12 protein-coding genes are annotated in these 13,603 nt (G+C 74.1%); 3 read left to right on the top strand and 9 right to left on the bottom strand.

All coding sequences use genetic code 11. The features are described from left to right. Positions 1–150: 150 nt before the first annotated feature. Both OG556_RS22245 and OG556_RS22240 read right to left on the bottom strand, forming a co-directional pair. Positions 151–1,587: a sensor histidine kinase gene (locus tag OG556_RS22245; RefSeq protein ID WP_371518666.1), complete on the bottom strand. Its 1,437-nt coding sequence runs from the start codon at positions 1,585–1,587 to the stop codon at positions 151–153. Next, the gene (locus OG556_RS22240; RefSeq protein ID WP_350881149.1) at positions 1,584–2,288 is read right to left on the bottom strand and encodes a response regulator transcription factor; all 705 of its coding nucleotides are present in this window, start codon (positions 2,286–2,288) and stop codon (positions 1,584–1,586) included. Before OG556_RS22240 ends, OG556_RS22245 begins: the two co-directional genes overlap by 4 nt. Positions 2,289–2,421: 133 nt before the next feature. Between OG556_RS22240 and OG556_RS22235 the strand changes: the two genes are divergently transcribed. Continuing rightward, on the top strand, positions 2,422–2,994 hold the full coding sequence (locus OG556_RS22235; protein ID WP_371518664.1) for a hypothetical protein: 573 nt from the start codon (positions 2,422–2,424) through the stop codon (positions 2,992–2,994). A 7-nt stretch (positions 2,995–3,001) separates the two neighbouring features. On the opposite strand, the gene OG556_RS22230 is transcribed toward OG556_RS22235, so the two are convergent. Beyond that, complete coding sequence (locus tag OG556_RS22230; protein WP_371518663.1) at positions 3,002–3,532, bottom strand: VOC family protein; 531 nt, start codon at positions 3,530–3,532, stop codon at positions 3,002–3,004. A gap of 203 nt (positions 3,533–3,735) precedes the next feature. On the opposite strand from OG556_RS22230, the gene OG556_RS22225 reads away from it, so the two are divergent. Then, positions 3,736–4,296 carry an Lrp/AsnC family transcriptional regulator gene (locus OG556_RS22225; protein ID WP_371518661.1) on the top strand — a complete coding sequence of 187 codons (561 nt, stop codon included), beginning with the start codon at positions 3,736–3,738 and terminating at the stop codon, positions 4,294–4,296. A 34-nt stretch (positions 4,297–4,330) separates the two neighbouring features. Here OG556_RS22225 and OG556_RS22220 read toward each other — a convergent pair whose 3' ends face one another. From OG556_RS22220 to OG556_RS22210, 3 genes are all read right to left on the bottom strand, one after another. After that, on the bottom strand, positions 4,331–5,137 hold the full coding sequence (locus OG556_RS22220) for a S16 family serine protease (protein WP_371518659.1): 807 nt from the start codon (positions 5,135–5,137) through the stop codon (positions 4,331–4,333). Between the two features lie 35 nt (positions 5,138–5,172). After that, positions 5,173–5,823: a helix-turn-helix domain-containing protein gene (locus tag OG556_RS22215; protein WP_350881140.1), complete on the bottom strand. Its 651-nt coding sequence runs from the start codon at positions 5,821–5,823 to the stop codon at positions 5,173–5,175. A gap of 380 nt (positions 5,824–6,203) precedes the next feature. After that, the gene (locus tag OG556_RS22210) at positions 6,204–8,036 is read right to left on the bottom strand and encodes a DEAD/DEAH box helicase (RefSeq protein ID WP_371522816.1); all 1,833 of its coding nucleotides are present in this window, start codon (positions 8,034–8,036) and stop codon (positions 6,204–6,206) included. Between the two features lie 310 nt (positions 8,037–8,346). Between OG556_RS22210 and OG556_RS22205 the strand changes: the two genes are divergently transcribed. Then, positions 8,347–8,787: an SsgA family sporulation/cell division regulator gene (locus OG556_RS22205; RefSeq protein WP_371518657.1), complete on the top strand. Its 441-nt coding sequence runs from the start codon at positions 8,347–8,349 to the stop codon at positions 8,785–8,787. Positions 8,788–8,861: 74 nt separating this feature from the next. Here the strand turns inward: OG556_RS22205 and OG556_RS22200 are convergent, their stop codons facing one another. The 3 genes from OG556_RS22200 to OG556_RS22190 are packed head-to-tail and all read right to left on the bottom strand — an operon-like array spanning position 8,862 to position 13,356. Further along, positions 8,862–11,402, bottom strand: a complete 2,541-nt coding sequence (locus tag OG556_RS22200; protein WP_371518656.1) for a phosphatidylglycerol lysyltransferase domain-containing protein — start codon at positions 11,400–11,402, stop codon at positions 8,862–8,864. Then, positions 11,399–12,715 carry an alpha/beta hydrolase gene (locus tag OG556_RS22195; protein WP_371518655.1) on the bottom strand — a complete coding sequence of 439 codons (1,317 nt, stop codon included), beginning with the start codon at positions 12,713–12,715 and terminating at the stop codon, positions 11,399–11,401. The genes OG556_RS22200 and OG556_RS22195 overlap by 4 nt, the downstream gene beginning before the upstream one ends. Continuing rightward, positions 12,712–13,356, bottom strand: a complete 645-nt coding sequence (locus OG556_RS22190; RefSeq protein WP_371518654.1) for a class F sortase — start codon at positions 13,354–13,356, stop codon at positions 12,712–12,714. Before OG556_RS22190 ends, OG556_RS22195 begins: the two co-directional genes overlap by 4 nt. Positions 13,357–13,603: the final 247 nt, after the last annotated feature.

Genomic DNA, 13,603 nt, shown 5'->3' with positions numbered 1-13,603 from the left:
GGCGGGCTGAGCGAGGGGAAGAACTCCCTTAGGCCGCGCTTAAGGAAGATCCGGAAACTGGCGGCGCATCAGACGCGTGCGAAACCTGCCGCCACGCTTCCCCCGGGCCTCGGCCGAGGAACGAGGAAGAGGAAGCGGAAGCGGAAGCGGTCACTTCTGGAACAGCGCGCCCCGGCTGCGCCGCCGCCCCGCCCGCGCGGGGGTGCCGTCCGGGCGCGTCCGCAGCCGAAGCCGGATCTCGGCGCCGCCGAGCACGGCGGAGCGGCCGAGCGCCAGGTCGCCGCCGGTGGACTCGGCGAGTTTGCGGACGATGTCGAGGCCGAGGCCGGTGGAGCCCTCGCCGCCGTGGCCCTCGCCGCGCTTGAGGGCGGCGGCCGGGTCGCTGAAGCCGGGGCCGGCGTCGCCGACCAGGACGATCACCGAGGTCTCGGTGGCGAGCACGTCCACCGAGAAGGCGGTGCCGACGGCGGTGTGCCGGAAGACGTTGCCGAGCAGCGCGTCGACGGTGGCGGCCAGGTCGGCGCGCTGGACCGGGACGGGCGTCACCTGGTCGGCACCGGCCAGTTGCCAGCGGCGGCCCTCGTCCTCGGCCAGCGCGGACCAGAAGCCGACCCGTTCGCGGATCACCTCGGCGACGTCGCAGCCGACCGCGACGGCGGGCGCGTCCTCGGGGTCGCGGCGGGCCGAGCGGATGATCTGGTCGACCTCGCGCTCCAGTTGGGAGACCGCGTGCCGGGTGGCGTCGGCGGCGTCGCCCTCGCCGAGCGAGGCGGCGTTGAGCCGCAGCACGGTCAGCGGGGTGCGCAGCCGGTGGGACAGGTCGGCGGCCAGTTCCCGTTCCGCGGCGAGGAGTTGGACCACCCGGTCGGCCATGGTGTTGAACGCGTGGGCGGCCTCGCGCAGTTCCTCGGGGCTGCCGGCGGCCTGCTTGCCGTCCACCGGGACCCGTACGGCGAGGTTGCCGGCGCCGAGCGAGCGGGCGGCGCCGGCGAGCCGCCGGGCGGAGGCCACGATCCGGCTGCCCATCCGGTCGGCGACCAGGACCGAGATGGCGACCAGGCCGAGCGCGACGCCTGAGAGCACCAGCCAGGCGGTGGAGACGCCGCGGGTGAGGTCGCCGTCGGCGACGAACACCTCGACCACGGCGGTGCGCCCGGTGTCCACCGCGACCGGCTGGAGCAGCGCGTAGCCGCCGGGCACCTCGACGGTGAAGGAGCGGCCCTGGCCTCCGGCGGTGGACACGTCGCCGGCGGCGGCCCGGGCCTCGCCGATGGTGGGCCCGCCGGGGCCGCCCGCGCCGGGGAGCGCGTCCGGGGCGGCCGGGGCGGGCAGGTGGACCGCCATCCGGCCCTGCCCGCCGGCGTCGGTGCTGGCCAGGGCGCGGTCGATGGCGATCTGGTCGGTGGTGATGGCGAGGGCCGGGCCGAGCGCGGCGGCCTGCCGCTCGGCGGCGGTGAAGGCGTGGTCCCGGGCGGTCTGCTGGACCATCAGGCCGAGCGGGATGAGGAAGGCCAGCGCGACCATGGTGGTCCCGGCGACGGCGGCCTTGATCAGGGCCCAGCGCAGCGAGCGCCCGAACCTCCTCATGTCCGGTGCTCCGCCAGTCCCCCGGCGGCCTCCAGCCGGACCCCGACTCCCCGGACGGTGTGCAGGTAGCGGGGGCTGGAGGCGGTCTCGCCGAGCTTGCGGCGCAGCCAGGACAGGTGGACGTCGATGGTCTGGTCTCCGCCGTAGGTCTGCTGCCAGACCTCGGCCAGGATCTCCTTGCGCGGCACCACCACGCCGGGGCGTCCGGCCAGGAAGGCCAGCAGGTCGAACTCACGGCGGGTCAGGTCGAGCAGCCGCCCGTCCAGCGAGGCCTCGCGGCGCTGGAGGTCGATGGCGAGGCCGCCGACCCGCAGCACCTGGGCGACGGGGGCGGCGCCGCCGCCGAGCCGGCGCAGCACGGCGGCCATCCGGGCGCTGAGGTGTTCCCCGGAGAAAGGTTTCACCAGATAGTCGTCGGCGCCGTCGTTGAGCAGCCGGACGATCTCGGCCTCGTCGTCGCGGGCGGTCGAGATGATCACCGGCACGTTGGTCAGGCCCCGGATCATCTTGAGTGCCTCGCTGCCGTCCAGGTCCGGCAGTCCGAGGTCGAGGATCACCAGGTCACAGCCGACCTGGGCGACCTCCCGCAACGCCTCGAGTGCCGTGCCCACGCTGCGGACCGCATGACCGGTGTCGGTCAGGTGCCGGATGAGGGCGGAGCGTACGAAGGGGTCGTCCTCGACCACGAGCACTGTTGCCATGGCCCTGCACGGTACGCCATCGACGGGCAGTGGTCTGTACCTCGGGGTGGCCTCCGGACATTGTGCAACTCCCCTGACTAATAACGGGGCTGCCCGGCTGCGCAGGCCCGGAATACGGCAGGATGAGCGGACGATGCGGAACGGACTGGTACAGCTCGGCGCCTGGGCGGCGGCCACCGGGGCGGCGGTGGCGCTGTCCTGGCTCGGCGTGCACGCGGTGCTGACCGGTGCCGCGTTCGAGCAGCCCACGGCCCTGCCGCTGCCCTCACCGAGGGTCGACGGCACGCCGCACACCGCGACCGTCACCCCCGACCAGCCGCGGTCGGCCACCCAGACCGGGGCCCCGACCCCACCACCGGCCTCCCCGACCGCCGCCACGACCGCCGCCACGACGACGACGCGCGGGCCGGCCCCCGCCACCACCCTCGCCGCCGCCTCCCCGTCGGCCACCCGCCGCCCAACTCCCGCCACCACCACCGCGGTGTCCTCCGTGAAGAGCTATCCGGTGCCGGGCGGCAAGGTCGCCCTGGACATCCGCCCCGACAAGGCCTCGCTGGTCTCCGCCACCCCCGACCCGGGCTGGCAGATGCAGGTGTGGAACGGCGACCAGTGGATGCGGGTGGACTTCACCAAGGGCGAGCAGGCCAACTCGGTCTTCGTCTACTGGAACGGCCACCCGCCGGTGGTCGAGACGGCCATCCGCTGATCCCCCCTCACCAGGTCTCGAACGGCAGGTACCCCGGCAGGTACGGCCCGGCGTAGCCGGACCGGTCGACCAGGGTGTGCCTGGTCCCGCCCGGCACCCCGATCGTCGCGAGCACCGCCGTGCCGAAGCGGTCCCGCGCCTCGTACGGCTCGGCCAGCGACAGGGCGCCCCGGTCCACCGCGTAGTCGTAGGCGTAGAAGACGTCCGGCACGCTCACCGCGAGGTCCAGCACCCCGTCCCCGTGCCGGGCCAGGTGCGCGGCCAGCTCCCGGCCGCGCGGGCCGATCACCTGGACCAGCGAGGTGAGCACGATCCTGGTCCCGGGCGCGTCCAGCACGTACGAGACCGTCTCCGGCTCCCCGGTCTCCGGCCCGGCGTACGCGGTACAGCGCAGTCCGAGCGCGGCGGTGTAGCGGCGGGCGGCCCGCTCGGCGTCGCCGACCGCGAAGACCACCGCGTCGGCGCGGCCCATCGGGAGGGGGGCGGACTCTCCGGGCCCTGCGGCGAGCAGGACGGGTTCGGCGGCGGTGTCGGTCATGACGGCCCTCCCGGTAGGCGTGCGGACCACGGCGGGTGCGACCGCGCGCCGGTGTGGGGCCCGGCGCACGGCGTTGTGGCTGGAGGGTGGCGCCGAGCCGACCGGCGCGCAACTGTTCCGTTTCCTCCTGGTCAAGCTGTGCGCCGGGGCGGGAGAATCAGCGGCGCCGCTGTACAGAATGCCCACCGGAGGACGGAGCCGCGATGCCCCACGCCCAGTCCCCGAGCTCCCCCGGCTCGCCCAACTCCCCCGCCCCGCCGGGCGTTTCGGCCGCCCCCGGGACGGGCGGCGGGAACGACTCGATCGACGCGCTGGACGGCCGGCTGATCCGGCTGCTCGCCGAGGAGCCCCGGATCGGGGTGCTGGAGTGCTCGCGCCGGCTCCAGGTCGCCCGGGGCACCGTGCAGGCCCGGCTGGACCGGTTGCAGGCCAAGGGGGTGATCGGCGGCTTCGGCCCGGAGGTCGACCCGGCGGCGCTTGGCTACCCGGTGACGGCCTTCGCCACCCTGGAGATCTCCCAGGGCCAGGGCGCCGACGTCCGGACGCACCTGGCGAACGTGCCGGAGGTGCTGGAACTGCACACCATCACCGGGGCCGGGGACATGATGGTGCGGATCGTGGCCCGCTCCAACGCCGATCTGCAACGGGTGATCGACCGGGTGGTGGGCTTCGACGGGATCGTCCGCTCGGCCACCGCGATCGCGCTGGAGAACCCGGTGCCGTACCGCATCCTGCCGCTGGTGGACCAGGCCGCCGCCGAGTAGGGCCCGCGCCCGACGGCAGGGCCCGCGGCCCCGGTCAGCAGCTGGGGACGGTGCCGCCGCTCTTCAGCGCCTCCAACGCCGAGACCGCCTCGCCGAGCGTGCCGACCGGCACCAGGCGCAGCGTCTTGGGCGTGTTGACCTTGGCGTCCGTGCACTCGTCCTTGGGCAGCAGGAACACCGTCGCGCCGTCCCGGGCGGCCGCCTGGGTCTTGAGCGGGACGCCGCCGACCGCGCCGACGACGCCCTGGTCGTCGATGGTGCCGGTGCCCGCGATCTTGAGCCCGCCGGTGAGGTCGCCGCCCTTGCCGTCGCCGGCGAGCTTGTCGATGATGCCCAGCGCCAGCATCTGCCCGGCGCTCGGGCCGCCGACGTCACCCAGGTCGACCTTGACCTTGACCTGGTCCGGCGAGAGGTGGAGGTAGCCGAGCGCGGCGGCGGTGGCGCTGTTCTGCGACTCGGTCATCTGCTGGGCGGTCTGCTCCTCGGCCTTGGCCGGGTTGCCCGGCGGGTAGACCGTGTCGGTCGGGCGCACCGCCTCGTCCTGGTCGAACCAGGCCTGGAGCGCGCGCCAGAAGGTGGTCCTCTCCCCCGGGTTGGTGGCCGAGATGGTGACCATCCGCAGCTCGCCCTCGGTGGTGCGCAGCGGCGCCCCGGTCACGGTGAGGACCGGCTTGTCCTTGTACGTGCCGAGGGTGTCCGCGGTCAGGCCCGGCCAGGTCAGCGTGTACGGCAGCGGGACGAAGGCGGCCACGCCGAACAGCGCGGCGACCAGCACCCCGCAGAGCGTGAGCGCGCGGGTCCGCGGGGAGGTGAGGGCCTTGGGCAGCTTGGTGTCGGACACAAGGGGAATCCAAACACACCGGGGCCCGTGCCGGCCTACCGCAGCGCGTCGGCCACCTCGGTCGCCGCCTCCACCACCCGGGGGCCGACCCGCTCGGGGACCAGCCCGTTCAGCATCACCACGCCGACGCTGCCCTCGATGCCACTCAGTCCGATCAGCGCGGCGGCCGCGCCGCAGGCCCCGGACTGCTCCTCCGCACGGGTGATGACGAAGCCCTGCTCCGGCCGGCGCTGGCTGGGGAAGGTGCGCGCCTCCAGGATGGCCCGGCCGGCGGCGCTCTCGCCGAGCGGGTGGCGCAGGCCGGTGCGGTAGGCGACGTGGAAGTCGGTCCAGCTCGGCTCGACCACGGCGACGGCCAGCGCCTCGTTGCCGTCCACCAGGGTGAGGTGGGCGGTGGCGCCGAGGTCCTCGGCCAGGCTGCGCAGGGCCGGCAGCGCGGCCTCGCGCAGCAGCGGGTGCACCCGGTGGGCCAGGCGCAGGACGCCCAGGCCGACCCGGGCGCGGCCGCCGATGTCCCGGCGGACCAGGCCGTGCTGTTCCAGGGTGGCCAGCAGCCGGTAGACGACGGTGCGGTTGACGGCCAGTCGGGCGGCCAGCTCGGTGACGGTGAGCCCGCGCTCGGAGTCGGCGAGGAGTTTGAGGACCCGGACGCCACGGTCCAGGGTCTGGGAGGTCTCGGCAGTCACGACGGGCATCCTTTCCGCGGCGCTCGCGGGGCAGGCGGCGCCGGACCGGGTTCGGTGTCGCGCGCAGGTGGGGTGGCCGCGCTCGGACCGCTCGCGGTGTCGTCCTTGACGTGCGTGCGGTCCTGCGGCGCCCGTCCTGTGGGGGTTGCCCGGTGGAAGAGCGTGGGGGAAAGGTAGTGAAGGAAATGTCGCGACGGAAGTGGTTGTCCAAAATTCGGGCGTGATCGACTTCAACAGCGCGACGGAACCGGGACAAATGCCGGCATTTCTCCGGGCCCGCCGGCGCGCGGCTCCGGTCGCGCTCCGGAGTCCGGACACGCGGGAGCGGGGCGGCCGGCGCGCGGCAGCGCGCCGTGCCGTTCCCGCGTCCGGTTCCGCGACTACTTCGCCCACTCGCGGATCTTGGCGATCCGCGCCTTCAGCTGGTTGGCGGTGGCCTGCGCGGTCAGCGGTCCGCCGCACTGGCGGCGCAGCTCGTTGTGGACGGTGCCGTGCGGCTGGTCGGTGCGGTGGTGCCAGGCGGCCACCAGTGCGTTCAGCTCCTTGCGCAGCTCCCGGAGTTCCTGGTGGGTGACGACCGGCCGCTGCTCGGCCGGCAGCTCCAGCAGGTCGGCCTCCTCGGCGGGCTTGCCCTTGCTGCGCTGGATCTGCCGGTGCTGGCGCTTCTGCAGCAGCATCTGCACCTGGTCCGGCTCCAGCAGGCCCGGGATGCCGAGGTAGTCGTCCTCCTCCTCGCTCCCCGGGTGGGCCTGCATGCCGAACTCCATGGAGTTGTACAGCACCCGGTCGAAGACCGCGTCGGAGCCGATCGCCTCGTAGGAGAACTCGTCGCCGCCGGCGCCGTCCGGCCCGTCGTTGGCCCGCTCGGCCTCGGCGAGCAGCCGGTCCTCCTCGTCGAAGAGGCCCTCGCCCTCCTTCTTCGGCCGGTCCAGCACGTGGTCGCGCTGGACCTCCATCTCGTTGGCGAAGCCGAGCAGCGTCGGGATGGTGGGCAGGAACACCGAGGCGGTCTCGCCGCGCTTGCGGGCCCGCACGAAGCGGCCGACGGCCTGGGCGAAGAACAGCGGGGTGGAGATCGAGGTGGCGTACACCCCGACGCACAGCCGGGGCACGTCGACGCCTTCGGACACCATCCGGACCGCGACCATCCAGCGCGAGTCCCCGGCCGCGTAGTCGGAGATCCGCTGGGAGGCCTCGGTCTCGTCGGAGAGCACCACGGTGGCCTTCTCGCCGGAGATCTCGCGCAGGATCTTGGCGTAGGCGCGCGCGGTGTTCTGGTCGGTGGCGATGACCAGCCCGCCGGCGTCCGGGATCGCCTTGCGGACCTCGGACAGCCGCCGGTCGGCGGCCTGCAGCACGGACGGGATCCACTCGCCCTGCGGGGCCAGCGCGGTGCGCCAGGCCTGGGCGATCAGGTCCTTGGTCATCGGCTCGCCGAGCCGGGCCTCCAGCTCGTCACCGGACTTGGTGCGCCAGCGCATGTTGCCGCTGTAGCTGAGGAAGATCACCGGGCGGACGACGTGGTCGGCGAGCGCGTGCCCGTAGCCGTAGGTGTAGTCGGCGACGGACTTGCGGATGCCGTCGCCGCCGGCCTCGTACTGGACGAACGGGATCGGGTTGGTGTCGGAGCGGAACGGCGTCCCGGTCAGCGCCAGCCGGCGGGTGGCCGGCTCGAAGGCCTCGAAGCAGGCCTCGCCCCAGGACTTGGAGTCGCCGGCGTGGTGGATCTCGTCCATGATCACGAGGGTCTTGCGCGCCTCGGTCCGGTTGCGGTGCAGCATCGGGTTGACCCCGACGCCCGCGTAGGTGACCACGATGCCGTGGTAGTCCCGGGAGAGCGGGCCGGAGGAGTAGGCCGGGTCGAGCCGGATGCCTATGCGCGCGGCGGCCTCGGCCCACTGCTTCTTGAGGTGCTCGGTCGGCGCGACGACGGTCACCTGCTGCACCAGGTGGTTGTGCAGCAGGTACGAGGCCAGGGTGAGCGCGAAGGTGGTCTTACCGGCGCCCGGGGTGGCGACCGCGAGGAAGTCGCGCGGCTGCGTCTCGATGTACCTGTCCAGCGCGCCCTGCTGCCAGGCCCGCAGCTTGCCCGCGGTGCCCCAGGGGGCGCGGCCGGGGAAGGCCGGCGAGAGGTGGTGGGAGGCGGCGGACGCGGCGGGTCCGGCGCCCCGGGCGGGGGCCTGCGGCTCCGGCACGTCGGAGAACAGCGGCATCGAGGAGGCGGCGGCAGTACTCACGGTCTCCGAGGGGGGATCATCGCAGGTCAGGGGCGGTTTCTCAGCCCCGCCCCGCGGAAGGGCGGCGATCGGACAACCCGCCCAGCGTACCGGCCCGGCGCCGTCGGGGCGGCCAGGCGAGGCTCCGCGCCGGGCCCGGGCGGCCGGAAATCGACGTGACCCGGATCACATCCGATCGGTTCCGAAACCGAGTAATCACGGCCGGTCCCTGGACTCTCACCAGGGTGAGGCCGCCCCAACCCTCCCCCTTGTCGACCGGCCTCACACCGACCCGAAGGGACTCGCCGTGCACACCGCCGCCGAAGAGACCGTCCAGGCCCGACTGATCCTCTCGCTCCACCGCTCCGTCCGGCTGCGGGTGCTCCTGAGCTACCTGCCGGAGGACCCGCTCGCCGTCCGGATGGCCTTCCCCGCCGAGTTCTCGCTGGACGAACCGGCGGACGGCGGCCCGGGCTCGGACGGCGCCGACGACATCGTCTGGGTCTTCGCCCGCCAGCTGCTCTCGGCCGGCCTGGACCTGCCGGCCGGCGTCGGCGACGTCCACGTCCGGCCCGCGGTCGGCCGGCGCACCATGGTCGAACTGCGGGCGCCGGAGGGCACCGCGCTGCTCCAGTTCGACACCACCGACCTGCGCCGCTTCCTGTGGCGCAGCCGGCTGCTCGTCCCCGAGGGCGAGGAGCACCTGCACCTGGACGCCGACCGCGCGCTCGCCGAGCTGCTCGGCTGAGCGGCGCGCGGGGCCGGCGTCCGGGGGCGTCACCGCGCTTCCGGCCGTCACCCGGGTCCGGGGCCCGGGGCGCCTCAGCCCGACAGCCTGCGCATCAGCCGGACGCCCTGCGCCGGCGTCAGGTGCGGCAGGTACGCCTTGCCGATCGCCCTGGTGATGCTCGGCAGTGCGGCGGGGTCGGGGTAGGCCATGTACATCGGCCGGTACTCCGGCTGGAACTTCGCCTTGAACGCGAGCAGCGAGCGGAAGCCGTACACCGGCTCCAGCACCCGTCCCATCCAGTCCAGCATCCGCTGCAGGCCGGAGGGCTCCTCGTCCTGCCCGGAGCGGGCCAGCGGCGCGCCGGACAGCGACAGGAAGCGCGCGCCCTCCTCCTTGAAGCCCAGCGCGGCCGAGGCGATCAGGAACTCGTTGACGCCGCGGAAGCCGTCCGAGCGCCGGCGCATGAAGTCCAGCGTCCAGCCGACCGGCACGCCGTTCTCGTACACCGGCATCCAGCTGGTCAGCCCGTGCACGACGCGCTGCTCGTCCACCGCGATCAGCACCCGCACGTCCGGGTCGTCCAGCTCCTCCAGTCCGCCGAGCGTGAAGCCCATCTCGGGCAGGCCCTTCTCGGAGACCCACTCCTCGGAGATCGCCCGGATCTGGTCCCGCAGCGCGCGCGGCGCCTCGTGGTGGGACCACCACTCGGCGGTTATGCCCTGCTTGCCGGCCTTGTTCAGCGCGGTCCGGATGTCCTGCCACTTGCGGCCGGTGAAGGCCAGCTCGGGCAGCGCCACCACGGTGTCCTCGGCGACCTGCACCGAGCGCCAGCCGAGCTGGGCGGCGGCCTCCCGGGTCTGCGGGGAGACGCTGTAGAAGCACGGGGTCCAGCCGCGCTGGTCGCAGAACCGGGCGAACCCGGCCACCGCCCGGGCCCGGGCCTCCGGCGCGCCGAACGGGTCGCCGGTGGTCAGCGCCACCGTGTTGTGCACCCGGTAGGCGACGGCCGCCCGGCCCTCCTCGTCGAACCAGTAGTGGTTGCCGTCCCAGGTGGTGATGAAGGACAGCGTCCCGCCGCCGTACGCGGTGAGCAGCGCCCTGGCCCGGGCGGCCGCCTCCGCGTCGGTGTGCAGCACCGGCCGGCGGAAGGCCAGCAGCAGCGCGGTCAGCGCGACCACCCAGAACGCCAGCCCGCAGTACGTCTCCAGGAACAGCGCCACCGGGCCGACCGCGATCGGGTAGTCCGGCAGCAGGTCGTTGTAGGCGGGCGGCAGGAACTGCGCGGGCAGCCCGTGCAGCAGTCGGCGGATGTTCGCCCCCGGCTCGAACTGGTCGGCCGCGAGGCGCCCGAGCCCCACGTACGCGGCCGAGGCCGCCAGGGCGGCGCCGCCGAGCAGCGTGCCCAGCCGCAGCACCTCCCGGCCGGCCAGCCGCAGCCGGAAGCGCTGCCGGGTGGCCAGCAGCAGGCCGAGGGTGAGCAGCGGCAGCAGCAGCGCCTCGACGAAGTACTGGACCACGTCGCCGCTGACCGGGCCGGAGTCGAGGTACAGCCAGCCCAGCAGCGCCGCCCAGAGCAGCTCGGTGGCGACGGTGATCCGCCAGGCGAGCCGCAGCCCCCGGCGCAGCCCCTCGGCCAGGACCAGCAGCAGCGCCGGGAACAGCGCGGCCATCAGCCGGCCCGGGGTGTCGAAGATCCGCTCGACGGCGTGCGCGCGGGCGCAGTCGTGCGCCGACAGCGCGCAGAAGTCGGCCACCTCCTCCGGGCTGAGCCGGTGCGAGAAGTACAGCTCGGAGAAGGTGTTGAACGGCCCGCTGGCGTTGTCGTACAGCGAGGCGATCAGCGGCCCGAGGGCGGCGGCGACCAGGCAGAGCGCCACCAGCACCCGGGTCTCGGAGTGCGAGGAGCGGTGGGTGCGCAGGTGCAGCCCGCCCCGGGCGAGCAGCGCGCCGGCGCCCAGCCCGACGAACGCGGCGGCGCACCGCTGGACGCTCTGCAGGTGGCCCACGTACAGCGTCATGACCAGCGGGCCGAGCAGCACCAGCAGGTGCAGCCGGCGGCGCCAGAGCACGGTGAGCCGGTAGCCGAGCACCCCGGCCAGCGCGAACAGGCCGACGCCGGGGCCGACCGAGGTCTGGTCGGCCACCGAGACGGTCCACTGCTCGCCGACCCGGGAGCCGACCGCGATCAGCCCGGTGCCGAGCAGGGTGCCCGCCAGCTGCCCGCCGACCAGCACCGCGAGCGTGCGCAGCCACCCGAGCCGGTGCTCGGCGGCCGGGCCGACCAGGACCAGCAGCAGGCTGGTGAACACGTACGAGCCCAGGCCGGAGCACCAGAACAGCGAGGTGAACGGCGTCCACCAGTGGCCCTCGGCGAGCGTGGGCACGCCGGCCCCGACCCGGTCGAGCAGCCGCTCGGACGGCCCGTGGGACAGGCTGCCGGTGGCCGCGCCGAGCGCCCAGAGCCCGGCCAGCAGCACCAGGGTGAGCGGCGCCGAGCGCAGCCACACGCCGAACCTGCGGGTCGCCCGCCAGGCCCGCTGCGGGCGCGGCTCCGGCGTCCCGGCGACCGGCGCGCGGTCCGACGGCCACTCCTGCTCCTTGGCCGGCGCGGGGGCCGCGGGGAGCCGGATCACCGGATCAGCCCGGTCTGCTGGGAGAGCCAGGCCAGGTTCTGTTCGAAGGCCTGGCGGAACACGACCCAGCTGTGCCAGCCGGGGATGGTCTGGTAGCCGACCTTCATTCCGGCCGCCTGTGCCGCCGCATAGGCCTTCTCCTGCATGGGTCGGAAGTCCGGGTCGTTGGCGCCGACCACGAACATGCCTGCGGTGTCGGGGAACTTCTGCCGGGCCATGATGTGCACCGGGTCGACGGCGTCGAACGCGGCCTCGTCGCCGCCGAAGGCCTTGTCGACGGTCTCGCCGTGCTCGCCCAGGGTCGGCTCGTCCTGGCCGGAGATGTCCAGGAAGGTGCCGTAGACCCCGGGCGCGTTGACGGCCAGCTGGAGCGAGCAGGTGCCGCCGAGCGAGAGCCCGCCGATGGCGAAGGCGCCCCGGCCGGTGGCGGTCTGCAGGTTGTGGTGGATCCAGTCCGGGACGTCGGTGGCCAGGTAGGTGTGCGCCTTGGCGATCCGGGAGTCCATGCAGAGCGTGTTGGTGAACGGGCTGCCGGTGGGGTCGGCGACCACCACGATCGGGGCGAGGCCCTGGTGGTCGGCGGCGAAGGCGTCCAGGGTCTCCTGGATGGCCCCGGAGGTGATCCAGTCCACCGGGGCGCCGGGCTGGCCGGGCAGCAGCACCACGACGGGCAGCAGCGGCCGGGGATTGGCCTGGTAGGCGGGCGGCAGGTAGACGTACCCGTCGCGGGCCGTGAAGCCGGACTTGGTGCCGGGGATGGTCACGGTGGAGAGGGTGCCCTTGGCGGGCAGGCCGGGCGGCGCGTGCCAGAGCTCCTCGACGGGCTTGCCCGGCGTGGCGGCGATGGTGCTGGCCACCTTGCCCGTGGTCAGCGCCTGGACCCCGGGCACCAGCATGGCCCGGGCGGTCGGGTACTGGTCGAAGCCCCGGTTGACCTGCGAGGCGGCCATCAGCAGCACCAGGACGGCGGCTCCGGTCGCCAGCAGCCGGCGGCGGACGGCGAGCAGCGGCGCGCGGAAGCAGACCAGGGATATCGCGAACAGCGCGACGGCTATCCAGCGCAGGACGAAGTCCGGTGTGCCCTCCGGGAAGGGGTGCCACCAGCCGTCGACGCCGAGCTTCACCAGGGCGGTGAGCGTTCCGGCCAGCATCAGGGCGCCGAAGAGGCGCGGGGCCCGCCAGCGTTCGTGGCGGGAGAACGCGAGCAGGACCAGCGACCCCCAGCCCGCGGCGAGCACGGCGTACGGGATCGGGCCGTGGGTGAGCGGCCAGTCGATCGGGTTCCAGCGGGTGGCGAGGGTCAGCGTGGTCATGCGGCTTTGCCCGGCCGGGTGGTGTCGGCCAGGAAGCCGTAGGCGACGACGTTGCCCTCGTAGCCGTGCTCGGCGCTGTACGCGCCGCCGCAGGTGATGACCCGCAGCTGAGCGTCGGCGGCCTGGCGGTAGACCCGGTCGTCCGGGAAGTCCTTTCGGTCGTGCACTTCGATGGCGTACAGCTGGTAGACGGCGACGGCGCCGTCCGCGCGGGCGATCTCGATCCGGTCTCCGCGCCGGAGCGCCCCCAGGTTGTAGAAGACGGCCGGGCCGGCCTTGTTGTCGACGTGCCCGTCCAGGATGGCGGTGCCGCGCTGCCCGGGGCTGGCCCCGCCGCGGTACCAGCCGGCCAGGTTGCGGTCCGCCTCGGGCGGGGCCTGGAGGTGGCCGTCGGGGTCGAGCCCGAGCGCGGTGACCGGGGCGTCCAGCCGGACGGCCGGGATGCGGATGCGGGTGGGGTCGGAGGGGCCCAGCGGCGGGACGACGGAGACCGGGGCGAAGCCGGACAGCGTCTGCGTGCTGCCGGGGGCGGGCGGCAGCACGCCCTGCCCGCCGTCGTGCAGCAGCCAGGCGCCGAGCACCAGCGCGGCAGCGGCCGCCAGGGTGCCCGGCCACGGGCTCCTGCTCTGCTGGACGCCCACGGGCGCTCCCCTCTACCGACGGATTCCCGATCCTGGGAGTTTCCTGGGAAACAATTCAATCGGATCGGACCTTAGAGCACGTCCACACGATGGGTGTAATGACACCCCCCGATCGGCAGGGCAACCGCCCGAATCCCTGCGCCCAGTGGGCACCCGGTGACGGAACGCGACGGCCGTTTCCCAGGTGAAAGCGCCACCGGAACGCCTCGGTACGAGCTTCGACGGCGCGGAGGGTCGGTCCGGTTGC

Source organism: Kitasatospora sp. NBC_01300 (assembly GCF_041435235.1).
Classification (GTDB): domain Bacteria; phylum Actinomycetota; class Actinomycetes; order Streptomycetales; family Streptomycetaceae; genus Kitasatospora.
The sequence above is the reverse complement of the archived record's forward strand: the minus strand, read 5'-3'. Positions and strand labels throughout refer to the sequence as shown.

Excerpts from the sequence above, each read along its gene's own strand:
- OG556_RS22210 (WP_371522816.1), bottom strand. The coding sequence starts at position 8,036 with ATGCCGCTGTTCTCCGACGTGCCGGAGCCGCAGGCCCCCGCCCGGGGC.
- OG556_RS22245 (WP_371518666.1), bottom strand. The coding sequence starts at position 1,587 with ATGAGGAGGTTCGGGCGCTCGCTGCGCTGGGCCCTGATCAAGGCCGCC.
- OG556_RS22240 (WP_350881149.1), bottom strand. The coding sequence starts at position 2,288 with ATGGCAACAGTGCTCGTGGTCGAGGACGACCCCTTCGTACGCTCCGCC.
- OG556_RS22230 (WP_371518663.1), bottom strand. The coding sequence starts at position 3,532 with ATGACCGACACCGCCGCCGAACCCGTCCTGCTCGCCGCAGGGCCCGGA.
- OG556_RS22235 (WP_371518664.1), top strand. The coding sequence starts at position 2,422 with ATGCGGAACGGACTGGTACAGCTCGGCGCCTGGGCGGCGGCCACCGGG.
- OG556_RS22225 (WP_371518661.1), top strand. The coding sequence starts at position 3,736 with ATGCCCCACGCCCAGTCCCCGAGCTCCCCCGGCTCGCCCAACTCCCCC.
- OG556_RS22195 (WP_371518655.1), bottom strand. The coding sequence starts at position 12,715 with ATGACCACGCTGACCCTCGCCACCCGCTGGAACCCGATCGACTGGCCG.